Genomic DNA, 25,968 nt, shown 5'->3' with positions numbered 1-25,968 from the left:
GTTGAATAGTAAACATTTCTTTACCTTTTGGTAAAGAAATAATCGATTTCAAATAGCTCTCATTTAATTGCGTACTTAAATAAGAGTTCTCCATTATTTAGGTCTCTCATTTTTATCGTTATCGATAAGGGAATTCCAAATTAAAAAGCCCAACTTCTCTGCAAATCAAAATAGAGAAATTGAGCTTTTTAGTTATTTCATTTTTTTATTGAATTCATTAACTGGAAGAAGTATTCAGGTTTATGAGTCTTATTTAGGTTATACCATGAATGTAATGTATCTGGTGTAAATACATCTATTTTTTTCAGTACCTCCATTGCAAATTCCAGAGGAGCTATTCCTGATGCAGTAACTAAATTCGCATCAGATACCGCAGATCCCAACTCATAGAACTTTTCTCCTTTATAGTTAGGACATACCATTTTAGTATATTCTAAGTTATTACTTGTATGCTTTCTAGTATCCAAGTATCCCATATTCGCGAGGGCATCAGTTGCACCACAAATTGCAGCAACAATAGTGCCAAGCTTTAAAGCTTGGCCAATTCTTTCTAAGATAGGTTGATGAATTTCTTCACCCCAAGTAGTCCCTCCTGGTAAAATTAAAAGATCTTTACTCTCAAGAGTACATTCATCAAGAGAAATATCTGGTTTTATGCTCAGCCCTCCCATAGTAGTAATCCTTTCTTTATTAGCTCCTACTGTAATTACTTTTAAAGGTGCTAAATCTTTTTTGAAATATCTTCCTGAGTTTAGTTCAGCAATTAAATATCCATATTCCCAGTCTGACATTGTATTAAATACATATAAAAAAACTTTTTTTGTTTGCATCTAATAACACTCCAATCACAATTTATATAGCTATTATAATATAACTTCCCTGACAGTTAACGTCAGGGAAGTTATCATACTTGATGAAATTTTATTAATTCAGACAGAACTTCAATAATTCTCTTCTTAAGACTTATTGGCTCAATAACTTTAATAGATTTATTGTACGGTAAAAGTAAATAAGGTACATATTTATGTATCATATCTTTTTCAAGAAGAAAAACTGCTTGATTTGAAGTCCGTTCTTGTAAATAATGTCCTAAAAACCAATGTTGGCAAATATCAGCCAATACATTTTTATCCCCATTAATAACCAAAGAAATAATACTTTCCTTATCTTCTATAGTTGGAAGAAGACTTTTTATAAAAAAGTCACTTGCTGAAAAATTGTCTGGCCGGTTAAACTTATTTTCGGTTTGTATTAAACTTTCAATTCGATCTACTCTAAAACTACGGATATCATTCCTAAGATGACAAAATCCAATTACATACCATTTATTATTCCAATAGATAATTCTGTATGGATCGACCAATCTATAATTCAATTGCTTTTCGCCACTTTTATGGTAAAGAATTTTTACTGAGTACCCGCCAGCTACGGCCTGTTCCAACTCCTTCAAAAAAGTTTCTATAGAGAGTGAACTTAATCGACTTATTACTTCAAGACTAGTTAAATGTTGGTTTATCTTTGTTTCTTGCTCTTGATTTGAGTATTTACTTAGTTTTGAAATGGCCCTATTTAATGCTTCACCTCCATAATATCCGGCTTCTTCTGCAAAAACAGCAGCGTGAAATAGTGAAGTTTGCTCCTCAAAATCAAAAAATAGAGGAGCCTCAATAAAATTGTTCAATAAAGTGTATCCGCCGTTATGTCCTGGTTCTGAAATTATAGGTACGCCACTAGTTGAAATTGTATCAATATAACGATACACAGTCCTTATATTTATCTCTAACTTTTCTGAAATTTGTTTCGCAGTAATTTTTTCACCTGAACGAAGCATCCATAGAATTGCTAGCATATTGTCAATTTTAGGCATATAATTCCACCTCTATATGAAACTTATTTTCTATTATATATTTCTGATTTTTGGTATAACTCATTAACTGTTCCTTTCCGATAGCTTTCTATATAATGAGGACCTAGACACATTTGTAATTTCACAAATGTAATTTACAGTCCCATCTCCCTCTTTATAGAGCTTTACTACATAAAGTGAAACTTTAATCAGTGGTGGTTTTCTTCATCCCCCACTGATTATTAGTTGAACCAATCGGACTTTAATGGGCAGTAAGAACCCCACTTCAAAATTCAGAGAAAGCAAAGAAGTTAGGCGGGGGGGGGATCAACTGCCCATTAAAGTGGGATAAATGGTACTGCAAGCGTAAATAGTTTCTTTACTTTCATATTAACCTTTCCCCTTAAAACTAAAAAGATATTTCTTTTGTATAATATTAGTTAAATTGGGATGGATGAATATTATTCTATATTGAAAAAAATAAATACGTCAAAATTATTTTACGGAAATTATAAAAATCATATTATATATAGATTAGTAAGAATGCCCCCTAAAAACGTGTTTCTATCTGTGGATTTATAAGAAAAGATGACGTTTTTATTTCTATTGGTATGTGTGATAAATTACACCAATTTCCTTGAGAATATTAAAAATCCTCATCTACAATACCTTACAAGTTATTGCTACAGATTTTGGTTTTGTGCAAAAAATTTGATAGAAACCAAGAAAAAATTTTATATCTTTTTATGTTTAGAGAAGTTAAAAAATCACTACACCTCCTCCATATACGTGTAATATACAGGGATTTATAACTTGATATAGAACATAAAAAGGAGAAGTTTATATTGTAAACAAAGGGACGTATATATGGAGTTAGAATGAGTTGTTAAAACATTTTTTTATTAGAAGATTAAATTGGCACTGTTAATAACAGTAATGGAGGGTTAGAAAATGAAAATTGCAATAGTCTGTTTCGATAACTTTACTGATATTGATGTTTTCCTACCATGGGATTTATTAAATCGTGTACGTTTAGTTGGCGGTATTTCTGATTGGAACGTTCAACTATTGGGAACGGAAAAAACTCATATATCCATGTCTGGCTTACGTATTCCTATGACAGGAAGTATATCTGATATCCCTTTTGCCGATGCTGTAATATTTGCAAGCGGTAAAGGTGTAAAGGATTTATATAAAAATCAACAATATATTAATAGCATTCATGTAGATCCTCAAAGACAATTAATAGGATCTATGTGTTCTGGTTCACTACTATTAGGAGCTAAAAAATTACTAACTGGTAAAAAAGCTACTACATATCCCTCAGCAGTAGAACAGCTAAAAGAATTTGGTGTAGACGTTATTGAGAAAAGTTTCGTAAACGAAGGAAATATATCGACTGCTGCGGGTTGTTTTGCTGCTCAAGAACTATCGGCTTGGATTATAAGGACCCTACTTAATGAAGAAATGGTTGATATTGTACTAGAAACTGTTCAGCCAGTAGGAAAAGGTTTATATTTTTAATCTCAAATCAAGTCAAGAAATTGTGGTTCCTCCCCAAAAATGATAAAATAAGATTTTTGTTTCGAGTTAACACAAATTTCGTTCTAGAGTGCTATAAAACTTCAACTTGATGGTGGCGTGGTATGCACCATTTATAAATAAAAAAACCCGCGAATCATTCACGGGTTTTCTTCTTAATAACTAATTGCTATTGTACCTTCACCTGCATGTACCGCAAATGAAATTGGTAATGGATATAATTTGAAATCCATTTCAGGGAATGCTTGTCTAATATCTGAAATCCATTCTTCAGCTCCATCTTTATCGTTAGCATGGAACATGTGAAGTACTTTTGGCAATTCTTTTTCAAGTTCATTTTTAATGTATTCTCGGCATTTTTGGATTTTACGTACTTTCTTTTCAAGTAAAAGCTCTCCACCTTTTACTTCTAATATTAAGTTGACACTTAATAAACTTCCAAGTAAAAATTGAACTCCCTTTACACGTCCACTTGCATAAAGGCCTTTTAAACTTTTCGGGAATACGTGGAAAGGTCTTCTTTTTTCATCTACTAATGTTTTGTGTATATCTTGTAAAGTCATACCATCATTGTATAACGATTTCGCTTTTCTAATTAGTTCGTCCATTGGATAACTTGTTGTTTCACTATCTAATACCGTTAATGGGAAACCTGCCATTTCTGCAGCTAACTTCATGTTTTGATAGGTTCCACTTACTTTTCCGCTAATAGCAACTGCAAATCCTTCTTCATATTCTTCTTTGCATTTCGAAAATAACTCTACCATTTCCCCTATGTTAGGTTGTGATGTAGTGACAGTTTTACCTTCGTTTAAAGCATTATAAACGCGCTCACGCACACCTTCTTCACAATCTTTGTACGACACACCATCAATAATAACTTCAATTGGGATAACAAAGTTATCTCCTTCTGTTGTAAAACTCGCAGTTGTACTATCAGTAATCCAAGCAACACGCTTCATGTTGTTCCTCCCTTAATTCAATTCCTCTTTTCTAATTTTTCTATATATTTATGTTATGAAAAGAGAATATCCCTGTAATAGTAACAGGACTTTATTGTTTTGGCTATAGTAGATAGATGATAAATGTGAATATTTCTTGTCTTTTTCACAAATTAAAAAGAAAATCAAGAAATTTGCTTGATTTTCCTTTTATCTTACGTTATTTAAAAGTTTCATTATCTAAAATCACAACATAATCATTTGTTAATCGTCCGGCTTCTTTCGTATAACTAACAAGTCTTTGTACATTATCACAGCTAAGTTTTGCACCCCATACGAGTAATGGTACACCAATAAAGTCGATGTGAAACCTTCTAGAAAACAGACCGCCAAAAGTCATTGGTAAAGGTACTGTTGGTGATGTATTAGAAAAAATAATCTTTTCATGACTTTGATAATGTTTTTGCAGAATCTCTCCTAAATGCTTCATCGCAGGTACAACGATTTTTGATGCGCCGCATCCAATCGTATAAACCGGGTTACCATTTTCATCTACTCCATGAAAAATAATTTTCCCCATATCTTCAGTTTTCAATTTATTAAAGTAATCCACATTTAATATTTCTTCTTTTGTTAGCTTACGATCCATTGGTAATTTATTTAAATGATAAGCTGCTGCAAGTGCAGTTGAATGCGTTCCGCCGAAATCCGTGTAAATGAATATCATATTATCATCCCTTGTTATAAAAGTTCAATGTTATTTAGTATTACCGTTCACAGCATTGATAAACAAGGGATGAATGTATATATACTTTTTTATTAATGTATTATTCATTTCCGATTATACTATTGTCTATTTATTATGTTACACCATGTAATAGCCATAAGCTTATTTATAAAAGTAAAAAGACGTACTTTTGACTCGTACGTCTTTTATCATCTTTATTCAAAATAAATGTATACTTTAACACGTATGAATTGTTAGTTAAAATACTTTTCAAAACAAAAACAATCATGCACTCGTTTAAATTGTTTTCTTATGTCTTCTTTATTTTCACCTGTATAATGAGCAAATGTTTGAATTGGATATAACTGATCTATATTACTTTTCATTACACCTTTTATCTCATCTGTATGATTGGAATATACATGTAAATATGAATCTACGTTTACAAATCCGTTCTTTTCATACCATCCATGTACCCATAGATTGTCCCTAGTCCATGCTTCTAGGCGATTTAGGTTACGTTCTTTTGCTAACTTTTCTGCTTCATTTAATAGTTGATTACCAATCTTCATTCTACGGAAATCCGGATGAACTGCAATATGCCAAATCATGCCGCCAAGACCAGTTCCTCTTGAACAAACTGTACGTTCTTCTAATTCATATTCAATATCTATTAAACCCACAATTTGATTTTCATATACAGCTACTAATTCAATAGTAGGATTTTCATATTTTTCTTTCTCTCTAAGTACATTATCATAATATGCTGTATCTAGAAAAGATAACACACGGCAACGTACCCAACCGGTTTCATCCTCTTTTCTATACGATCTAATTTCTATATCCATATAATTAAAAAGCTCCTTCTATTTCTATCATTAATTTTTCGGGTCCTGCTCCTTTATTTGACGGAATAACTAATGTAATCTCTAAGTCTGGATATACGGCCGAGCGAAAACTGACGCCTGGATCATATCCCATTACATGATATTTGAATATCTTGTTTTCTCTTATTTCAATCCATATTCCATAGCCGTAAGATTGATAACTATTTACTTGGATGTGAGGAGTTAAAAGTATTTTTGTATATTCTTGGCTTATAATTTCATAGTTAAATAACGCTTCCCAAAACTTCATCATGTCTGGCGCAGTAATAAAAGCTCCACCATCAGAACCACCTTTTATCGGAATAGAGTAAGCATTTGTTCTCCATGTCTGGCTAATTTCATCTTTTATATATCCGAGAGCTGTCTGCTTTGGTAATCTATCTAAAGAAAAATAGCCAGAATCATTCATACCAATTAGTTTAAATATGTTTGTTTCTATATACTCCGTAAATTTAAGTCCTGTCTGTTCTTCGATTATTAACCCCAGTATGATAAAACCAGCATTGTTGTAGTGAAACTTACTTCCAGGCGCAAACATCATATCTCTGTTTTGAAATAATGGTAAAAAGTCTTTTAAATTTTTTAATAGATACATAGGAGTTTCTTTCCAAAGATCCTCAAAGTTATCCAAAATACTTTCATCAAAATAATCCGGAATACCCGAACTATGTGTCAGAAGGTGATGTATTGTAATATCTTCATTGAAATTTGAAAATTTAATACTTAAACAATCTTTTAACTTTGTATGAAAAGTAACTACACCTCTTTCAACAAGTTGACAAATGCCAATTGCTGTGAATATTTTACAGCCGGAGGCAATTCCAAACCTAGTTTGTAGCGTATTGTTTATACACTCATTTCGATTTGCATAACCAAACGCTTCTTCATAAACTATGCCCTTTTTTTCTTTCACTAAAATTACCCCAGAGAAATCTATATGACGATATGTTTCTTTTACAATGTTATCTATTTGATTTTTTGTTTTCATTACAAAAATCACCCTCGTTTATCAATATTGTTCTCCTTTTTTATATTTCCATATATAGGAGGGATAACCCTCCTATTGAACATCGTAAGATTCAAATCAAAACTAAGAGAATTATTTCGAATGTATTGACTCAGAAGAATGCACTTTAGAATGTGATGGCAATAAAGTAAACACACACAAGATGATAGTAATAAATAACATTACTAAAGAACCTACAATAACCACAAGTTGTATAGAAATAAATTGAGTGGCAACTCCAAACAAAATCGTAATTAAAATGGTGATACCTGCAATAAATAATCCATATATACTCCCAATCCGTCCCATTATATGGACAGGGACATTATTTTGGTAAAAGGTATTAAAACCTGTATTTGCATATGCCATAGAGAAAGATAAAATAAAGAATCCGATAGCAGCTATTAAAAACTCATTTGAAAAAGCATAAATTATATAACCGATTGCGATGAAAAATGATCCTATTCCAATTAAAAATGAAGTTGTTAATTTTTTTGATAAAATTGTATTTGTTATTGCTCCTAAAATAAATCCGGCTCCAGCAATACTAACTAAAAAACCATATTCACTATCTGTTAACAATAAAACTTCTTTCGCAAATGACAATTCAAGTGAATCATTTGCGGCAGCTAACACCATCATCCCTTGAAATAAGAAGTACACGAAAACGATATACAAAGATTTTTTACTGAAATTTAAAACGATGGTCCAATCTTTTTTTAGTACAGCTAAAGATAACCTGTCATTTGATGTATGAATATCAGGTTTTTTATCAAGATTAGGTAGTAGCAAGGTAATTACTCCTGATAAAAGAAATGCTATAGCATTCATATATATAGCAAACTCTGGTGTACTTGCTATTAACAATGCTCCCGCTATCGATGGACCAATTACAGAGGCACCAGACCCTATTAAACTACGCAATGAGTTGAAACGTTGTCTTTGTTCAACTGGTATTAATTTCGTCATATACGTCATCGCAGTTGGCTCATAAATTGCATTGGCCATACTAATAAAGAATACGAATACATAAACGATCCAAAGTGATGGAAGTAATGGTAAAATAGCGATAAATACCGCGCGATATATATCGAGGTGAATCATTAATTTCCGTTTATTTAAACGATCAATCATACTTCCTGACCAAGCGTTTTTAAATAGAGTAGCTAATGGTTTAATTACATATAAAGTAGCAACAGCTAAGGCTGAGCCACCCATATGATAGACAAGTACATTCAGTGCTATTAAGTAAATCCATGCCCCTAAATTTGCAATACCAACTCCGGACAGTAGTAATAAAGGATATTTCCAATCGTTAAGTAAGTTTTTCATTTTAGGCTCCCGCTTTCCAAAATGTTTTAAACCAATAAAAAAATCCCACCCCCAAGACTTTTAGTCTTAGGGACGAGATTTATCATCGCGGTGCCACCCTAGTTTGTTAATATGTCACCATATTAACCTTATCTGGTACTGCATTCTAATTCATGCTTATACCATAGCTCTATAACGGGAGCTCCCGTCACACCACCCCCTAATAATAGGTTCCGATGCGCTGCTCAGAGGCTTGGTTCAATAAAGAATTTTTACTCCTTTTCAGCTAAATGGAGCTCTCTGTGAAAAATTCATTTTATTTACTCTTCTCTTCACTGCATTTGATTTTTCCATATTATCACATTTTCATTTAACTGTAAATAAAAAATAATCAGATATTTATAGTTGGGTCATTTTTGCTTTTCGACCAATTCGGCATATGAGACGCATTAGCTTTTTATGAAGATAAGGAAATAAGGTAAAGAATACGTCCATTGTTTTTTTAAACGGCATTGGACATATAACTAATTTATTTTTATGAATAGCTTTCAGTGCAATTTCAGCAAACTTGTCTGCTGAAATCGGCTTATTTGTTTTTAGTTGTTTTATAATTTGGCCCTTATTCATATTAATTGCAATTGATTTTTCAAATATGGGTGTATCTACAAAAGTTGGACAAAGCACACTTACATTTACACCATATTCTTCTGCCTCATAATGTAATGAAGTGGTTAAACCGACGATAGCATGTTTTGTTGTTGCGTACGCGGTACAAAGTGGAGCAGGTCCTAAACCTGTTGCAGACGCAGTATTAATGATATGACCAAATCCTTGTTTTTTCATGAATTGGTAAGCCAATTGTGTCCCGTAAATTACTCCTAATAAATTTATTTCAATAATATGTTTCCAATTATCTAAAGACATATCGAATACTTCTCCATACATAGCAATTCCAGCATTATTAAACATATAATCAATTCTACCAAACTCATTGACTATTTTTATAATAAGTTCCTCTACGGATTCAGCGTTAGTAACATCTAAATATTCAAACCTAGCTAGTTGATTATTATTTTTTATATTATTCACAAGCTCTTGACCACTTGTTTCATTAATATCTGCGATAATTACAAATATATCTTTATTTGCTAATTGAATAGATAAAGCTTTACCGATACCAGAAGCTCCGCCAGTTATAATTGCGACTCTTTGTTCATCCATATAAAAAACCTCCTGTTGTTACTACATATATTGAAAACGGACGAGTGTAAAGATTTGAACAATCGTTCTAATTCGCTTGTAATGCTACGCATGTTTGTTTGAAATAGAGAGTAAAAAAATCGTAATGGCTTCATTAAATAAAACTTCTAATTTCTCTGTTTCAAATGAATGAATGAATTGACATAATCCACCTAGCCATGAACCTAATAAAAGACTTGAATCCTCAACATTTTCTATATAAAATTCACCACTTTGTATACCTTCATCCAAAATTTTTTGATATGTTTTTAAAGGGATAACAGCTAAACCATAGAGTTGTTGAATTGTAGAAGGGTTCGCGCTCGGATCAGAGGCAAGTTCTTGTCCTGCTCTTAATAATGGCGTTTTGTAATTATAAAGTACAAATTTAGCTATCCCATATAATTTCCCAGTAGCGTTTGTATACTGTTTTTCTGCTATTTCCCATTTATCGTGCCAATTTCTCATACTGTCTTTAGCTAAATAAACAAATAATTCTTCTTTATTTTTATAATGGTAATATATATGTCCTTTACTATAACCAGAGGCTTTTGCAATGTTATCAATTGAAGTTCTTGTATATCCTTTTAAGGAAAATAACTCTATCGCTTTCTCTGCTATTATTTCTTTGGCTAAATCGCTATCGTATCGTCTTTTATTCAATGTAGACTCCTTCCGTCGTTTCATACAAAAATTTGAACAATCGTTCTAATTTCAATATATGTAGGTTTTTCTGTTTTAGTAACTGTTAAAAATCTTATTTATTATTTTTTATAAAAATTACGGTGCGTGAAATTACTTGAATCATTAAAAAAAAGAGTCTATTATATATAGACCCTTCATATTTCCTGAATTAATTTGTATTTGCCTCTGCTAACGGTTGTAACGGTGGTTCTAATTTTAGTTCTAATGCATCGCCTTCTTGTATAGCTTGTCCTTTTTCAATACTTTGATTTGTTACATATCCCGTACCTGAAGTTTTTAAATCTAATTTTAATAGTTTAGAAAAATACATAACATCACGCATTGACCAACCTTGTAAATTGGGCATTGTTCCGTTGTTTCCTAATAAAAATATACGATCACCTTCACTCATTACTTCACCAGACTGCGGATATTGTTTTTTTATTTTTCCTTCTCCTAAAATTATCGGCTGGAGTTTCTCTTTTTTCACCTTATTCTCTACCGTATCTATTGATTGATTCACATAGTTTTGCACTTTTAATTGGGATTTTTTCGTTGCATCGGCCATTTGTTGTTCTGTATATGGTTTCACCTTTAAATATTCAAGGCTATTTTTCACAACTGGTTTAAATATTTCAGCGAGTGGCTGAGCTCCATATTCATCTCCCTTTAACTTCGGCTGCTTAATAGCTAAGTATACAATTAACTCTGGGTCATCAATTGGAGCCATACCTAAAAATGAAAAAATATAATTTTCTTTCCCTTCCATATATCTTCCATTTTCAGGGTTCGGAATTTGGGCTGTTCCTGTCTTGCCTCCTATTGGGTAACCATCGACTTTATACATTGTACCTGTACCTTTTGAAGACGTAATAACACGCTCCATTAAGTCTCTTACCTTGTCCGCAGTCTCTTTTTTTATCGGATTGCCAACTTCTTTCGGTTGATTTTCCATAATAACTTGCTTATTTGTTGGATTTACAACTTTGTCAACGATATATGGTTGCATCATTTTCCCGTCATTTGCTATAGCGGTTGCAGCTTGGATTAATTGAATTGGAGTTACTGTAGAACCTTGTCCGAAAGAAGTTGTTACTTGTTGAATTTGTGTATTTAATAATAAAGTATTTTTACTTTCACCAGGTAAATCTATTCCCGTTTTTTGGTTAAAACCAAATTTATTCATATATTGCTTAAATTTATTTGGTTTTAATAACTGATCTTCTAAAATTGAAAAAGCTACGTTTGATGACCTTTCAAAACCTTCATCAAATGTAATAGATCCCCATCCAAATCCACCATTATGATCTTTTATATCCGCTGAACCTACTGAATACTTGCCGGATTGAAAATATTCTTTCCCGTTATATACACCTTCATTGATTGCAGCAGCTAACGTAAATACTTTCATCGTTGAACCTGGTTCATATGCATTTGCGATTGGATCATTTAAAAAGTATTCAATATCCCCTTTATTAGGATTAAAACTAGGTTTACTAGACATAGCTAAAACTTTCCCCGTCTTGGGATCCGCTATAATACCTACTAGCATAGAAGGGTCATAATGCTCTTGCGCCTTATTCATCGCTTCTTCTAAAAAACTATTAATTTGTTTATCGAGCGTAAGATATACGTTATTTCCATGTTTAGCGGGTTCTATTTTTCCTATATCATTTGTAAGCGGGATACCCCCTCGCGCTCCCACATATTCTATATTCCCATTTGTCGAGCGCAAATATTTATCTAAACTTTTTTCAAGTCCAAACTTCCCTTCTGTATTTCCTTTATCGTCTGGTCTAGCAAAACCAAGTATATAAGATGCAAAATCTTCATTTGGATACACTCTTGCTTTCTCAGGCATAAAAGAAACACCTGGGATTTTCAATTTTTTAATTTGTTCTTTCTTTTCCCGAGACAAATTCCGGCCAACTTTTCCGATTTCAACTTGCGTACGCCCTTCATGGAAATTCTTTAACACATCTTCTTTATTAATTTCAAGCGCATCAGCTAATTGCGCTGCGGTTTCATCTTTATTTTTCAATTTGCCATTACCTTTCAAATTCACAACAACACGATACGTTGTTGAATCTTGAACGAGCACTTTTCCAGTTTGATCATAAATCGTGCCACGATTCGCTTCCAAAACACCATTTTTATTATGTTGTTCATTTGCTAAATCCTTTACATTCACATTATGCACGACTCCTACTGCTTGAATATAGAAAAAACGCAAAAGCATAATTAGAAACAAAACAATAAAAGCAATCATAAAATACCGCGCGCCTTTATTCGTTTGAAGTTTATGCATATTTCGCTCCTTTCTTTTTTAATTGATACATGCAAGGATGTGCTTTAAAATATGTAATTTTTACTTTCAATACTATATGTTTCGAAGTTTTCGTATGAATTCCTTTAAAACAGTGTGAAACTAGTTATAGTCATTGTCAGTTATTTAAATACTTAAAATACAGTACGTGAAATTTAAGAATATTCATTCTTTTTGCATAACACTCAAATTGTTATTGCAAGTAATCTATTCACTTGTATACAACAAAAAATCCTCCTCTGAATTTCCAAAGGGGGATTTTTTCCTAAGCTATAAAAGGCTAGTTATGAAATTTAAGCTACATGGTTATATTTCTCTAAAAAACGAATTCGTTTCGCTACGAATGCATACATTTTGAAAACAAGTTTTGCTATTGGTTCAAATATACGTTTTTTCTGCAATAATAAACAGCTTGTTAAAATCGTTATGACAGCCGCACCCATTACATCTAAAGGAAAATGAACACCTACATACAAACGTGATATACAAACTAATACTGCCCACAAAAGTGCGATATATCTTAACTTTTCTCCTCTAAGAATAAACATGAATGCAATCGATAATACAAGTACAGAATGATCACTAACAAAGGATGAGTTTTCTGCGTGGGGTACTAATTGATTCACATCATATGATACAAAAGGACGTGGATGATAGTATACTAAATGAATAAAAACATTTACTAGCAATGCAATTATTACTGAAAGTGTCGTATACAACACTGTATATTGTTTTCTTATCGCATTCTCTTTCTTTCCGTTATGAAACCATAAGATAAGCATGAATAGAATAGCCACATATGCAGCACTATTTGTAATAGCAATCATTACCTTATCTAAGAGTACAGATGTACCTGCTAAATTGTTTATCCATTGAAATACTGCGTAATTCACATTACTCTCTCCTTATAATTTCTTATTTCACTTGAAATTAAGATACAAGTTTACTTGATTTACACAGTATACAACATTTACACACATTTAGATTTTCACTTTATTCATGTTACTATTTTTCATTTGACAATTATGTAACTATTTACACGCATTAAAAATATATATGATGGAAAAACCTTTAAAATCATATAACCCACTAACTAAAAGTGTATATATTACATAACATATACATATAAAAACATAGGTTATTAAATCATATTTTTATTCCATACGTAGAGCGATATTACCGAACTGTTCTCCCTGCTCCATACGTCTTAACGCTTGAATCGCTTCTTCCAACGAATAAACTTTATCCATAATTGGTTTAATCTTATATTTCTCTATAAACTTAATCATTTCATTAAATTCTTCACTGCTACCCATAGATGTCCCCATAATATCGATTTGATTATAAAATAACGCTCGTAAAGGTAATTCAATTTTATCTCCGGAGCTTGCACCAAAATTAACAATTCTCCCATTTGGTTTTAATACATCAAAGTATTTTAAGAATGTTGCTGGACCTATACTATCGATTATTAGATCTACTTTTCTTTCGCATAAACTCTCTTCCCAATTTCCGGAACTATTAAAAGAAAAATCTACGCCATATGTTTCGGCAAACTTTCTTTTGTTCTCTACCCTTGAAGTAACACTTACTTTTGCGCCAATTGCTTTCGCAAATAACATGGCAAATGTCGCTACACCGCCGCCTATCCCCGGAATTAAAACATGTTCTCCACACTTCAATCTACCCTTTGTAAAAAGCGCTCTATATGCAGTCAGTGCCGATAAAGCCAAAACGCCAGACTCTTCCCAAGTAAGATATGACGGTTTTCCTACTACATTTTCAGCGGGCACTATTACATATTCAGCAAACGTTCCATCTTTTGGTCCCCCTAACACCTCTGGTAATTCTGGTACTTCGGCAATATTCTCCCATCCAATACTAGGATTAATAATAACCTCGGCTTGTAATAAATCAGCTGAAACACCTTCTCCTATTTCTGTAACAATACCTGCACCATCTGACCCTATTACTAACGGTAGATCCATTTCTTTTCTATTGTTTATAATAAATAAATCCCTATGATTTAATCCTGCTGCTTTTAACTTTACTTTTACTTCCCCGGCATTAGGATTTGTTTCAGATAAAAATTTATATTCTAACCCCTCTACCCCTTTTTTATATTGATGTAAAATTGCTTTCATTGCTTCATTCCCCCTTAATATTTTCAATGTACTAGAAATATCGAAATAAATAAACTAATCTGTCTCCAATAATTAGATGTATATCGTTATGACAAAAGAAAAAATCCCTCCCTATAAATAACGTAGGAAGGGATTTTTTAAATTTTTTCAGATAAAAATCTGTAATGTTAATTCTTTTGAGTTTTAGCTAATTCTAATATCTTTTGAATAAATGGTGCTTTTGCATTTGTATAAGAAACACGATCAAAAGGATATGTAGCTGCAAGTCTCTCTTTTAGTTCTCTATATTCTTTACGTGCCCATTCATGCTTTATTAGAAAGTCTCGAAATAAAAGATTGTTTTTCCATTCTTCACTATTATAAATATAGACATGTAAATGATGAGTACCCGCTCTCCATTTTCCCTTTCTAAAAAAACGCCAATTAGGTGTTTCTTTTGGAACATACTCATATCCAATTTTTAACAAATCTTCAATCCACTTTTTGATAATTTGCAAATCTGTTACGCCAATCATCATATCAATTAAAGGTTTCGCTCCTAACCCTTGTACAGATGTGCTCCCTATATGTTCAATAGCAATACAATCTCCTCCAAATAAAGAAATAAATTTCTCTTTTTCTATTAAATACTCTTCGTGCCACTCTTTTTCATATGGTTTAATAACGATTTGTTGTTCCATTTTATCCACCTTTTTATAACTATTTATTATTATATTTATATAAATTTCATGTGATTCACATAGGATTTTTACAAAATGTGTCGAATACTGAAATATATAACTTAATTATAATAAATGCGAGGTATAATATGAAAGATATTCCAGTTGAAATTCAGTTAAATCAAGTTACATTCCAGTTAAAAGAACATCATAATTTTGATTGGCTATTGAAATTAGGAACCGTATTTGCAGTTTTTGACCAGCAAGATTCAGGTAATATAAGTTTTGGTGTTGAAAAAAATGGCCATAAAAAATTCATTAAATACGCAGGGGCACAAACAATTGCATACGAAGGAACAATAAACGACGCTATTGAACGTTTGAAAAATTCAGTTTTCCTATACGAGGAATTAAAACACAACTCGCTTATAAAACTAATTGAACACTTTCCAGTTCAATCTGGATATGTATTAATTTTCGATTGGTTTGATGGTGAATGTCTTCATTCGCACTGGAGTTTTCCGCCTCCTGAAAAATATAAAAATCCAAACTCTCCATTTTATAAATTTAAGCATTTACCTGTTAGAAAACGAGTTCAATCCTTAAATTCCATTTTTTCTTTCCATACATATGTCGAAAAGAAAAAATATGTAGCGATAGATTTTTATGATGGTAGTATTATGTATAATTTTAATACAAATGAAACAAAAATTTGTGATATTGATTTATATTCTAAAAAACCATACGTAAATAAAATGGGAAGATTATGGGGTTCCTCACGTTTTATGTCTCCTGAAGAATTTGAGCTAAACGCTATAATTGATTCGAGAACAAATGTATTTAATATGGGGGCAATGGCTTTCGCGATTTTAGGTGGTGGAAAAGATCGCTCCTTTACAAAATGGGAAGCAAGTAGGGATTTATATGAAATAGCGTATCGCGCTGTAAATGAAAACCGAACCGAACGATATGCATCAGTTGAAGAATTTTATGAAGAGTGGGTAAACGTGTCGAATACTAAAAAGATATAAATCTATATTATTCAAACAAATATATAGTTTATACTATTATCATGATAATATATATGAAAAGGAAATTAAAAATAACGAGGCAAATATTATGAACTTTGTGTATATCAATCAACACGTGTTAAATAACCTTCTATACATTTTAAGTAGCATATTTATTTTTTATTTTATATATGATAGCGGGCGCAATTTGAAGAAATATAAAAAACTACTTATTATACTTTGTACGAGTATCCCTCTTATTTTATGTATGCGCTATCCTATCTATATGGATGAAAATTGTATTCATGATTTAAGACAAATACCGGTTATAGTAGGTACGCTTTATGGTGGCTTCCCTGTCGGTATAACATTGTTTGCTATTTTATTAATTACAAGATTTTCATTTTATGGATTTAGTATGTTAACAATACTAGTTTATGGCATAATGTTTATCATTACAGCATTCGCATCCGCAAAATTTAATACGTATAATAGAAAAATTAAAGTAGCTTATGCAATGTTTTTAACATTTTTCTTAGCAATATTTACAACTGTAATTGTATTAACTTTATCAGATTTTGAAGTGAATAATTTGTACATCATTTATTTCATAATATTACCAACTGTTTTAATGTTGTTTGTAGTTTATTTTAATGAAGTTTTAAAAGATGCAGTATGCATGCGATCGAAGTTAATTAAAATGGAAAAAATGGAGATTGTTAGCCAACTCGCTGCTAGTATATCGCACGAAGTAAGAAATCCCTTAACTGTTGTAAAAGGATTTACACAACTTTTAAAAACACCAAATTTAACTCCAGAATCAAGAGACGAGTATATTAAGCATATACTGGAAGAATTACATCACGCCCAAGGAATTATTGATGATTATTTAACGTTTGCCAAACCTGCTTCAGAAAAATTAGATGAGATTTCAGTAGAACAAGAATTAAATCGAGTTATTAATATGATCTTACCTTTATGTAATATGAATACGATCCATATTACAAAAGATTTCTCTACGGCAACAATAGTTGGTAATAAACAGCACTTTCAGCAATGTTTTTTAAACTTATTAAAAAATGGTATTGAAGCAATGCCTAATGGCGGTACTTTAAATATCTCCTCTTCTATTAGTAATAATAAAGTTATCATACGAATTGAAGATAGCGGAATTGGTATGTCACAAGAGCAAATAAATCGATTTGGCGAACCGTATTTTAGTACAAAAACGAAAGGTACAGGTTTAGGTACAATGGTTGCTGTGAAAATCATTGAAACGATGCAAGGTAATTTGAAAATCCGAAGCGTTATAAATAAAGGTACTACTTTGACAATTACATTTCCGAAATGTAATACAAACGCATCTAACAATAAATAAAAAAGGAGCAATTATGCTCCTTTTTTATTTGTTTCGATACATAAGTATCTTCTATGTTTTTTAGTTTTACATTTGTGGAGACTAATTAAAAATTAGTAACCTCCGCCCCAGCAGCTGCATCCAACGATAATTAATAAAATAAATAACACAACTAATAAAGCGAAACCTCCACCAAAACCACAAGAACCACCGTAACTCATATTTTCTCCTCCTTTTGGTTTGAAAACTAATAGGTAGTTGATCATTTTAACTGGTTCGTATTATACATTATGTAAATATCCCTTTTTTGAGCATGTCTATATAAAAATAAGTAAAAGCACTCATTTGAGAGTGCTTTAAAATGGATACCAAAAATTTTGAAATACATGTAACTTTACATATACTGCAGCAATTAAAATAAAAATACCTACAAATAAAGCAATGAAATCCTGGCTTTTCGCTTTATTTGTATAGAACCACGTACGTGTATCCTTCTTTCCAAACCCTCTTAAATCCATTGCGTTTGAAACTGTATCGATTCTCTCTAAAGAATGAATAATTAAAGGCCAGAAAATTAAGACACGGTTTTGCATGCGAATCCATAAACTTGCTTCTCCTTTTTCAAAAGCTACTCCTCTCGCCTCTTGGGCATGTTTAATAACTTTATATTCGGACTGAATATCAGGTATATAACGTAATGCAATATTTATCGCATAAGTAATTTTATAATGAATTCGAAATTTACTTAAGCTACTCACAAATTTGCTTGGATCAGTCGTATAAATAAAAATAAGTGTAAATGGTAATAACGTAAAATACTTTAACGAAAGTGTAGCTGCATAAAATAATGTTTCGTATGTAATTGTTGCATATCCAATATACATAAATGAAGTATACGATCCAATTAATTCAGATCCATGGGTTGGTGTAATAAATAAGATCATGACAGAATTTAATAAACTAAATGTAAATATAACAGTAAAAACAATAAAAATTTTACGAAATGGAATTTTAGCAACTACAAGTCCGATACACCCAATGAAAAATAAAAATAACAATACGCGAAAATCAAAAAATAAAAAAGTAAGTGTCATACAAAAAATAAATAACAATAATTTCACTGCTCCGTCCATGCGATGAAAATATGTACTATACACCTTCCTCCCTCCTAATAACATCAAAATAAAGTTTCATAAATCTTTCAGGATTTGCAATACCACTAAATTTAACGAGTTTAAATAAAGAACTCTCCTTTAAGTTCGCTCTTTTTAATGTTTCTGGATGCCCTAATACAGTAGACGCGGTATTATTCGCAATAATTTCCCCTTCATGTAGAACTATTGCTCTGTCCGCATATTCTAATGCGAGATTCATATCGTGTGTGATGAAAATAAAAGACATTCCCTTTGCAGCTAGTTTTCTAATAAACGTCATAAATTGTTTATAATGATAATGATCTTGTCCGGCTGTCGGCTCATCTAAAATAATAAGTTTTGGATTTGTTGTTAGTACAGATGCAATCGTTAATCTCTTTTTTTGCCCATAACTTAATGCCTGAATTGGCCAATTTCGAAATGGAAACAAGCCACAAATTTTTAATGTTTCCTCTGCTCTAAGCTTAATTTCTTCCTTCGAAAATTTTTTTAATTGTAATGAAAATGAAATCTCTTCCATTACAGTGGCTTGTGTAATCATATGATTTGGATTTTGCATCACATAAGATATAACTTCACCGCGTTTACGAATAGACCAAGAATTGATATTTACTCCATCAATTAAAATCCTATCATTTTTTGTTTTATTTATCCCTATAAGACTATGAGCTAATGTTGATTTTCCAGCTCCATTATGGCCTAGAAGTGCTACTATTTCCCCTTTATATAGAGAGAAATTTATATTGTCTAATACTTTTTGTTTATTAGGATATGAGAATGACAAATCCTCTACTTTCAATAATTCTTTTTTTGTAGAAGTATCTTTACAAAAAGTTTGCTTCTCCATCCACTCATTTATTACTCCACTAACATTTTCCCTTTGAAGATTTTCAAGTGGGTATATTACGTCATTATTACTATCAAATTGCAATCTCTTTAATCCTTCTATGTACATAGGTTCTCTTAATCCGATTGAGGGTAATATATTTGACGCTAAAATCTCATCTGGTGTCCCTATCGCAACAATTTCCCCTTCATCAATTAAAATGATCTTATCTAAATCCAGATTTAACATTTCTTCTATTCGATGTTCAATAATTACAATTGTTTTATTATATTGCTTATGTATATTTTTAATAAGTTCAATTGTATGTAAGCTGCTAGCGGGATCTAAATTTGCTAACGGTTCATCGAACAATAATATAGGAGCATTTGTTGTTAGCAGACCTGCTAAAGAAACAGTTTGTTTTTGTCCTCCTGATAATTCATGTGGACTTTGTTTATGAAAAGTATGCATCTTTACCTTTTTTAATGATTCCGAAACAATCTTTTTCATATCATTTTCATTTACGCATTCATTTTCTAAATAAAAAGCTACATCTTCCTCTACTGTAAGACCAATAAATTGTGCATCTTGATCTTGCAAAATTGTTCCAACCTGTTTACTCTGTTCAAAAATACTTCCTTTCCTCGGGTCTTTTCCGTCAATTAAAATAGTACCAGTACTAGTCCCTTCATAAGAAAATGGGATTAGCCCATTCATACAATGAGCTAATGTTGATTTCCCTGAACCACTTCGCCCAGCAATTAGCACTTTTTCCCCGGGATATATATGAAATGTAACGTTTTTAACAGTAGGCTGCGCTGCATGCTTATATTGAAAGTTGAATTGTTCAAAAGAAATAATTGGTTGCATGTTAACATCCCTACTTTTCAATTTTTAAATGTGTATGTTTTTTATTAGATTTAGCTAACCCTATTGTAATTGGCAATCCAAGAACTAAAAATACAATAACATCAGCAATTGTTGCACCTAACACTTGTATAACAATTTTATCAAACGGTTCTCCCATCACGATAATATCGAATGCCCCAGCAAATATAATAGCAATGACAATACCAATTAACCCAGTAATAGCTAAATAGGAAATATCCCCTTTATTATATGTCCCGTTTTTCACACTAAAGCCAATTCTTTTTTGAATGAGCCCCATTGCAAAGCCGATAATGCCGGAACTAAAAACCCAGCCCCACCAAATACCCCAGCCAGCAATTGTATCTGTTACGGTATGACCGATAAGTCCTATTAACAGTCCTGCCACTGGGCCAAATAACGCTCCAAAAATGGTTAAAATAGCTAACGCAGGTTTAATAAATGTATTTGGTGCAATAGAAAATCCCCAAAGTCCTAATATCCCGTATAATGCTGCTCCAATTCCGATTGCCACTACTAATTTTGTTGATAATTTGTTCATTACAATTCTCCTCTCTTAATAGTCAACTTTTATTACTCTATATTTATTTTGAAAATGAATTATGCATCGATACTCCCTTTCTATACAACAAAAAATGACCTCTTACATAAGAGGTCATTTTCTTTCACGTTCAAGAATCCTCTTATCTTTCAAAAAACACATCGTGTTCTCTGCGGAATTAGCACCTTCCTATAAATATATATAGGGGTTGCTGAGGTTTCATAGGGCCGTTCCCTCCACCTCTCTGGATAAGTATTAATTTGTAATTCGTATTATGGCATTAAACAATATAAATTTCAATACTTTTCTAATTATTTTTATTTTTTGTTTAATAGTGCATTTAAATCATTGTATTCTTATCGGAATTATGAAATAATGAATTCAAAATAGTTACGGGAGGAATATACGATGAAAGTAATTGGTTTAATTGGTGGACTAAGTTGGGAATCTACATCATTATACTATAAACATATTAATACACTTACCCTCTCTCAATACAATCAAAATGCAAAGCTTGTTTTATATAGCATGGACTTTGGTGAAGTAACTACTTTATTACAAAATCATCAATATGAAGAAGTGAAGAACGAATTAGTTACTGTTGCAAAGAAGGTTGAAAAATCCGGAGCTGAATGTTTATTAATGTGTTCCAATACGGTCCATTTATTTGCTGAAGAAGTAGAAAGTGCAATATCCATTCCACTTCTTCACATAGGTGATGTAAGTGCTAAAGAAATGGTAGAACAGAATATAAAGCGTATCGGATTATTGGGTACGAAACAAACGATGGAACAAGACTTCTATAAATCACGTCTAGCAAACTATAACATTGAGACAATCATCCCAAATGAAGAGGAAAGAAATTTTATTCATCATGTTATTTTAAATGAATTAAGTAAAGGAATTATTTCAGAAACATCCAAAGAAAAGCTATTACAAATTACAAAATCATTAATTCAAAATGGCGCAGAAGGTATACTACTAGGTTGCACCGAAATACCGTTGCTTATTTCCCAAAACGACCTTACTGTTCCTGTTTTTGATACTGCTTTTTTACATGCAAATACTGCTGTGCAGTTTGCGGGATAATCATATAAAAGCATAAAGGTTGAGCCTCTATGCTTTTATATGATTTACACTATTTATTTAATAGAGATTTAATAACTGAGATTACTTCTTTTGCACCACCACATTCTAAAAAACTATCATTCAGTTTTCGTATACCATGCCTATACTTTTCATTTGAAAGAACGTCTGTTACCGCTTCTTTTAAAGTTTGTACATTAACATGCTCTTTCAATAACCTATGTGCGGCTTCAAGCTCAGTTAATCTTTGTGCTATCATAGGTTGATCTTTATCATGTGGAATGATGACAAATGGGACATTAAAATAAATAGCGTCGTGTACACTGTTCATGCCGCCATGTGTAATAAAAACATCTGCTTCATTTAATATTTCTGATTGAGGTACGTATGAAGTAATTATAAAATTGTCTGGCGCTTTCTTAATTTTAGAACAATCATTTCTATCACCAATTGCCATTACAACTATCCCTTTAAAATCTGAGAAAGTATCAATACAAGTATTAAAGAATGGTTCAAGTCCTTCAAGCAGTGTCCCCATTGAAATATAAATAACTTTCTTACCTTTAAGCAATTCAAGTGGAAACTCTACATTTGTTTTACGCTTTGAAATACTTGGTCCAATAAAAATGTTATTTTCTCCAAACAAATCGCTATTAGGTTGGAAGTAACGACTTGTGTACACAAGAGTAATATCTCCCTTGTTATGCATAAATTGAAGATTGTTTTTAGGCTTTACTCCAAATTCATGTTCCATTCGATATAGTAACTGTTCAGAAATTTCATCAGGTTGGAATGGTATTTCTGCATTAGGATGAAAAGGTAAAGTCTCCAAAAATTCAGTAGGAATTAAAAATATAGGAGAAGAAACTATGCCTGGAATTTGTAAATACTCCTTTACTAACTCTCCAGCACCAAATATATCATAAATTACGAAATCAAAATTAATGCTTTCACATAATTGTTTCGTAATTTCTAATATATATAAAGAAGTTTGAACATGTACATGAAAAAAAGAGTTCAATCCATATGAAGTTTCAGTATCAATAGAAATATCCTTTAATAAATCTGGATGGGTATATACAGTAGCTCCCAAATCTTCAATTCTGCCTTTAAAGTGTTCTGTTGTAATATAGTGTACGTGATCCCCCCGTTCAGTAAAGGCTTTGACTAAACTTAATGTCGGGTTTACATGTCCCTCTGCTGGAAAATTAATCATTAAAATATTTAGCACTTCTTTCTCACTCCTTACATTCCAACGCTCTTAATAATCATACTGTAATGATTACCGTCAATCTTCCCCTAATAGTCCTAATATACTTGCTACTTTAGATTGATAAATAATTGTCAGTTATTTAATTAAAAAAGGCATCTACATAAGTAGATGCCTAACCGTGATAAGGAGTGTTCTGTGAGGTTAGAATAAGCTTTTCAGCTTGTCCTATGCTATCAATATATGATTTATTTTATAAAACGTGAACAATTGATAGAATGATTTTACCTTTCTATCACCCATTTTGAATCTATCCCTAAATTAAATGACTCTAGTTTCTATATTATTTCATATGTTTTAACCTTCTTGAGAGCTATCTATTTGTAAATTTTCTCCAGTCGATCTCTTATTTTTCAATTCAAAATAAGCATCTAAAACTTCTTTTCCAATATCAGAGTTAATACCAGATTTATCATTCATAACCCACGGCACAACTACAGAGAATGCTACTTCTGGATTATCATATGGCGCATACCCTGCTAACGTTAAGTTATAACATTCTCTTCTCTCGCCCTTTTCATTTCTTCCAATATCGCTTTCTCCACCGTAAACTGTCTGTGCTGTTCCTGTTTTACCTGCTGGTTTATAAGATGCTTTTTGGAACGCCCTTACTCCTGTTCCATCACCCTCTTGGAATACCTTTCTAAATCCTTCTTTTACTTGATTTATATATTCCTCTTTCATATCAATTTTATTTAAAACAATTGGTTCTACTGCATGCACCACTTTACCAATCTCATCTTTTTGCGACGTTTGCTCTCTTACCTCTTGTACAATTTGTGGCTTCATTCGATATCCACCGTTTGCAATTGTTGAAATATACTGTACGAGCTGAAGTGGTGTATACGTGTCATACTGACCAATTGAGTAATCTAATAAAAAACCCGGCTGATTATCTTTTTTACCAATTTGTCCAGCTGTTTCATTCGGTAAATCAATACCCGTTGGAACACCTAATCCGAATTGTCTGAAATAGTACCTCATTTTATCAAAGTATTCCTGTTTAATATTTAATGAACTATTTTTCACATAATCCACACCTGCAATTTTTAATGCTGTATGAAACATATAAACGTTTGAAGAGACTTGTAACGCTCTTAAATCATCAATGTTTCCAAACTCTTTCCAAGATTTCTTCTCCCTAGTACCTTTAAACTTCATAGGTGCATCATAAAAATAAGTACCTGGTGTTATAGCTTTCGTTTCAAATCCAGTTAAAACTGTGGCACCTTTAACTGTTGATCCCAGCTCATATGAACTAGTCATTGTACCTAATGCATAGTCTTCAATTTCTGTTTTCCCGTCTTTTTCTACAAGTCTTTTCCCAGCCATTGATAATACTTGTCCGTTTTTCGGATTCATCATTACAACGAAAGCACGGTCCAACATGGATTCTGATCCTTTATATGCTTTTAATATTTTTTCTATACTTTCTTCTACTTTTTTCTGTAATTCCATATCTATTGTTAAAGTTAAGTTCTTACCGCTCTTTCCCTCCGAAATTGTTTCCGTTCTAATTGTAGTACCTTGTTTATCTGCAACGCTTCTTACTTCTTTTTTTGTACCATGAAGTACATCTTCATATTGCTGCTCGATATAACTTTTTCCAACCCTATCATTTCGGCTATAATCACGTACTAAGTAATAATCTAATCGTTCACTTGGTAATCCTTCATCAGAATTAGAAACATTTCCAAGAACGGATCGGAATAATCCATCATTCACATACACTCTCTCCCAATCAACCGACACGTCTACACCTGGGAGATTTGCTAAACCTTCACTAATTATAGTAAATTCCTTTTCACTAACGTCTTTTTTAATAATTTGTGGAGCCATTTGATAACCAGAAGTCATTTTACTTTTAATAGCTAACACTTTTATATCTTTATCTGTTAAATCCTGAAGATTTTTATCTGTAACTCGTTTTCTTTTTAACTCTTCAATTTTTTTATCTAAATTTTTTCCGGTAATATCTTTATCTCTGAACTTATTTATTTCTTTTTTAGATACTAATTTTTCAGTTAGTTTCGGATTTAATTGCATCCAAAAATCTTTCTTATCCGTCTCAGTTAGCTTGTCTATATCTTCTTGTGGTATTTCAATTATGTCTGCAAGTTGTCTTGCTGTTTTTAATATTTCTTCTGATTTTACACCTTTCATCTTTGTATATGTAATTGTACGTAAAGACTTATTATCAACTACTGGATTCCCTTCTCGGTCAAATATTTTTCCCCGCGGCACAGAAAGGCTTACGGTTGCATTTTCTCTCTTCTCCACTTCATTTTTATACGTCTCACCATCGATAATTTGTACTTTACCTAATTGTATAATCATGGCAGAAAACAATATAAATACACATAAGAATAAAATGTTTAACCGCATCGGTACTGCTCTACCACTTTTTTTCTCTTGTTTTTTCACCTTGTCATAATCTCCTCCTTACCGTATTTCTATTAATAATTGAATCTATATATTAAAAGTAATGCACATTTTCTATACATTACTTTGCACAAATACTAAT

Annotated in this window: 23 protein-coding genes, 1 pseudogene, 1 riboswitch and 1 other annotated feature; of the genes and pseudogenes, 4 read left to right on the top strand and 20 right to left on the bottom strand. The window is 31.9% G+C overall.

Annotation, left to right across the window (positions count from 1 at the left end; all coding sequences use genetic code 11):
- Nucleotides 1-197: 197 nt before the first annotated feature.
- From BGI23_RS12855 to BGI23_RS27430, 3 genes and pseudogenes are all read right to left on the bottom strand, one after another.
- Nucleotides 198-830, bottom strand: a complete 633-nt coding sequence (locus BGI23_RS12855) for a type 1 glutamine amidotransferase family protein (RefSeq protein ID WP_070806143.1) — start codon at nucleotides 828-830, stop codon at nucleotides 198-200.
- A gap of 74 nt (nucleotides 831-904) precedes the next feature.
- Nucleotides 905-1,867: a helix-turn-helix transcriptional regulator gene (locus BGI23_RS12850; RefSeq protein ID WP_070806142.1), complete on the bottom strand. Its 963-nt coding sequence runs from the start codon at nucleotides 1,865-1,867 to the stop codon at nucleotides 905-907.
- Nucleotides 1,868-1,930: 63 nt separating this feature from the next.
- Nucleotides 1,931-2,041 (bottom strand): annotated as a pseudogene (locus BGI23_RS27430) (helix-turn-helix domain-containing protein); the annotation flags it as partial.
- 756 nt (nucleotides 2,042-2,797) lie between these two features.
- On the opposite strand from BGI23_RS27430, the gene BGI23_RS12845 reads away from it, so the two are divergent.
- Complete coding sequence (locus tag BGI23_RS12845) at nucleotides 2,798-3,370, top strand: DJ-1/PfpI family protein (RefSeq protein ID WP_070806141.1); 573 nt, start codon at nucleotides 2,798-2,800, stop codon at nucleotides 3,368-3,370.
- Nucleotides 3,371-3,543: 173 nt separating this feature from the next.
- Here the strand turns inward: BGI23_RS12845 and BGI23_RS12840 are convergent, their stop codons facing one another.
- The 11 genes from BGI23_RS12840 to BGI23_RS12790 form a co-directional block, all read right to left on the bottom strand.
- Nucleotides 3,544-4,350 (bottom strand): DegV family protein, encoded by an 807-nt coding sequence (locus tag BGI23_RS12840; RefSeq protein ID WP_000831948.1) that lies wholly within the window; start codon nucleotides 4,348-4,350, stop codon nucleotides 3,544-3,546.
- Nucleotides 4,351-4,549: 199 nt separating this feature from the next.
- Nucleotides 4,550-5,056, bottom strand: a complete 507-nt coding sequence (locus BGI23_RS12835) for a DUF3189 family protein (protein ID WP_000576323.1) — start codon at nucleotides 5,054-5,056, stop codon at nucleotides 4,550-4,552.
- A gap of 254 nt (nucleotides 5,057-5,310) precedes the next feature.
- Nucleotides 5,311-5,904, bottom strand: a complete 594-nt coding sequence (locus BGI23_RS12830; protein ID WP_070806140.1) for a GNAT family N-acetyltransferase — start codon at nucleotides 5,902-5,904, stop codon at nucleotides 5,311-5,313.
- Nucleotides 5,905-5,908: 4 nt separating this feature from the next.
- Nucleotides 5,909-6,931 (bottom strand): serine hydrolase domain-containing protein, encoded by a 1,023-nt coding sequence (locus BGI23_RS12825; RefSeq protein WP_070806139.1) that lies wholly within the window; start codon nucleotides 6,929-6,931, stop codon nucleotides 5,909-5,911.
- Between the two features lie 111 nt (nucleotides 6,932-7,042).
- Nucleotides 7,043-8,281 (bottom strand): MFS transporter, encoded by a 1,239-nt coding sequence (locus BGI23_RS12820; protein ID WP_070806138.1) that lies wholly within the window; start codon nucleotides 8,279-8,281, stop codon nucleotides 7,043-7,045.
- A 65-nt stretch (nucleotides 8,282-8,346) separates the two neighbouring features.
- Nucleotides 8,347-8,605 (bottom strand) — a binding site (T-box leader).
- 54 nt (nucleotides 8,606-8,659) lie between these two features.
- Nucleotides 8,660-9,481, bottom strand: coding sequence for an SDR family NAD(P)-dependent oxidoreductase (locus BGI23_RS12815; RefSeq protein WP_070806137.1), 822 nt, complete (start codon nucleotides 9,479-9,481; stop codon nucleotides 8,660-8,662).
- A gap of 84 nt (nucleotides 9,482-9,565) precedes the next feature.
- Nucleotides 9,566-10,162 (bottom strand): TetR/AcrR family transcriptional regulator, encoded by a 597-nt coding sequence (locus tag BGI23_RS12810; RefSeq protein ID WP_001042675.1) that lies wholly within the window; start codon nucleotides 10,160-10,162, stop codon nucleotides 9,566-9,568.
- Nucleotides 10,163-10,352: 190 nt separating this feature from the next.
- Nucleotides 10,353-12,491: a penicillin-binding protein gene (locus BGI23_RS12805; protein ID WP_070806136.1), complete on the bottom strand. Its 2,139-nt coding sequence runs from the start codon at nucleotides 12,489-12,491 to the stop codon at nucleotides 10,353-10,355.
- 311 nt (nucleotides 12,492-12,802) lie between these two features.
- Nucleotides 12,803-13,402: an undecaprenyl-diphosphatase gene (locus tag BGI23_RS12800; RefSeq protein ID WP_001104979.1), complete on the bottom strand. Its 600-nt coding sequence runs from the start codon at nucleotides 13,400-13,402 to the stop codon at nucleotides 12,803-12,805.
- 261 nt (nucleotides 13,403-13,663) lie between these two features.
- On the bottom strand, nucleotides 13,664-14,653 hold the full coding sequence (locus BGI23_RS12795; RefSeq protein WP_070806135.1) for a zinc-binding dehydrogenase: 990 nt from the start codon (nucleotides 14,651-14,653) through the stop codon (nucleotides 13,664-13,666).
- 167 nt (nucleotides 14,654-14,820) lie between these two features.
- On the bottom strand, nucleotides 14,821-15,333 hold the full coding sequence (locus tag BGI23_RS12790) for a GrpB family protein (RefSeq protein ID WP_070806134.1): 513 nt from the start codon (nucleotides 15,331-15,333) through the stop codon (nucleotides 14,821-14,823).
- Nucleotides 15,334-15,461: 128 nt separating this feature from the next.
- Between BGI23_RS12790 and BGI23_RS12785 the strand changes: the two genes are divergently transcribed.
- A complete protein-coding gene (locus BGI23_RS12785) occupies nucleotides 15,462-16,343 on the top strand; it encodes a protein kinase family protein (protein ID WP_070806133.1) in 882 nt (293 codons plus the stop codon).
- A gap of 88 nt (nucleotides 16,344-16,431) precedes the next feature.
- The gene (locus BGI23_RS12780) at nucleotides 16,432-17,700 is read left to right on the top strand and encodes a sensor histidine kinase (protein ID WP_070806132.1); all 1,269 of its coding nucleotides are present in this window, start codon (nucleotides 16,432-16,434) and stop codon (nucleotides 17,698-17,700) included.
- A 92-nt stretch (nucleotides 17,701-17,792) separates the two neighbouring features.
- On the opposite strand, the gene BGI23_RS27425 is transcribed toward BGI23_RS12780, so the two are convergent.
- From BGI23_RS27425 to BGI23_RS12765, 4 genes are all read right to left on the bottom strand, one after another.
- Nucleotides 17,793-17,900: a YjcZ family sporulation protein gene (locus tag BGI23_RS27425; RefSeq protein WP_000120182.1), complete on the bottom strand. Its 108-nt coding sequence runs from the start codon at nucleotides 17,898-17,900 to the stop codon at nucleotides 17,793-17,795.
- Nucleotides 17,901-18,035: 135 nt separating this feature from the next.
- Nucleotides 18,036-18,836 carry an energy-coupling factor transporter transmembrane component T family protein gene (locus BGI23_RS12775; RefSeq protein WP_070806131.1) on the bottom strand — a complete coding sequence of 267 codons (801 nt, stop codon included), beginning with the start codon at nucleotides 18,834-18,836 and terminating at the stop codon, nucleotides 18,036-18,038.
- A complete protein-coding gene (locus BGI23_RS12770; RefSeq protein WP_070806130.1) occupies nucleotides 18,829-20,529 on the bottom strand; it encodes an ABC transporter ATP-binding protein in 1,701 nt (566 codons plus the stop codon). Before BGI23_RS12770 ends, BGI23_RS12775 begins: the two co-directional genes overlap by 8 nt.
- Before the next feature lie 10 nt (nucleotides 20,530-20,539).
- On the bottom strand, nucleotides 20,540-21,088 hold the full coding sequence (locus tag BGI23_RS12765) for an ECF-type riboflavin transporter substrate-binding protein (protein ID WP_070806129.1): 549 nt from the start codon (nucleotides 21,086-21,088) through the stop codon (nucleotides 20,540-20,542).
- Between the two features lie 139 nt (nucleotides 21,089-21,227).
- Nucleotides 21,228-21,343: riboswitch (SAM riboswitch) on the bottom strand.
- A 153-nt stretch (nucleotides 21,344-21,496) separates the two neighbouring features.
- Here BGI23_RS12765 and BGI23_RS12760 point away from each other — a divergent pair.
- Nucleotides 21,497-22,177: an aspartate/glutamate racemase family protein gene (locus BGI23_RS12760; RefSeq protein WP_070806128.1), complete on the top strand. Its 681-nt coding sequence runs from the start codon at nucleotides 21,497-21,499 to the stop codon at nucleotides 22,175-22,177.
- Nucleotides 22,178-22,226: 49 nt separating this feature from the next.
- On the opposite strand, the gene BGI23_RS12755 is transcribed toward BGI23_RS12760, so the two are convergent.
- Nucleotides 22,227-23,405, bottom strand: a complete 1,179-nt coding sequence (locus tag BGI23_RS12755) for a macrolide family glycosyltransferase (protein WP_070806127.1) — start codon at nucleotides 23,403-23,405, stop codon at nucleotides 22,227-22,229.
- 336 nt (nucleotides 23,406-23,741) lie between these two features.
- Nucleotides 23,742-25,868 (bottom strand): peptidoglycan D,D-transpeptidase FtsI family protein, encoded by a 2,127-nt coding sequence (locus tag BGI23_RS12750; RefSeq protein ID WP_070806126.1) that lies wholly within the window; start codon nucleotides 25,866-25,868, stop codon nucleotides 23,742-23,744.
- Nucleotides 25,869-25,968: the final 100 nt, after the last annotated feature.

It is taken from the genome of Bacillus sp. ABP14 (assembly GCF_001831375.1).
GTDB classification, from domain to species: Bacteria; Bacillota; Bacilli; order Bacillales; family Bacillaceae_G; genus Bacillus_A; species Bacillus_A paranthracis.
This window is presented reverse-complemented; position numbering and strand designations above follow the sequence as displayed.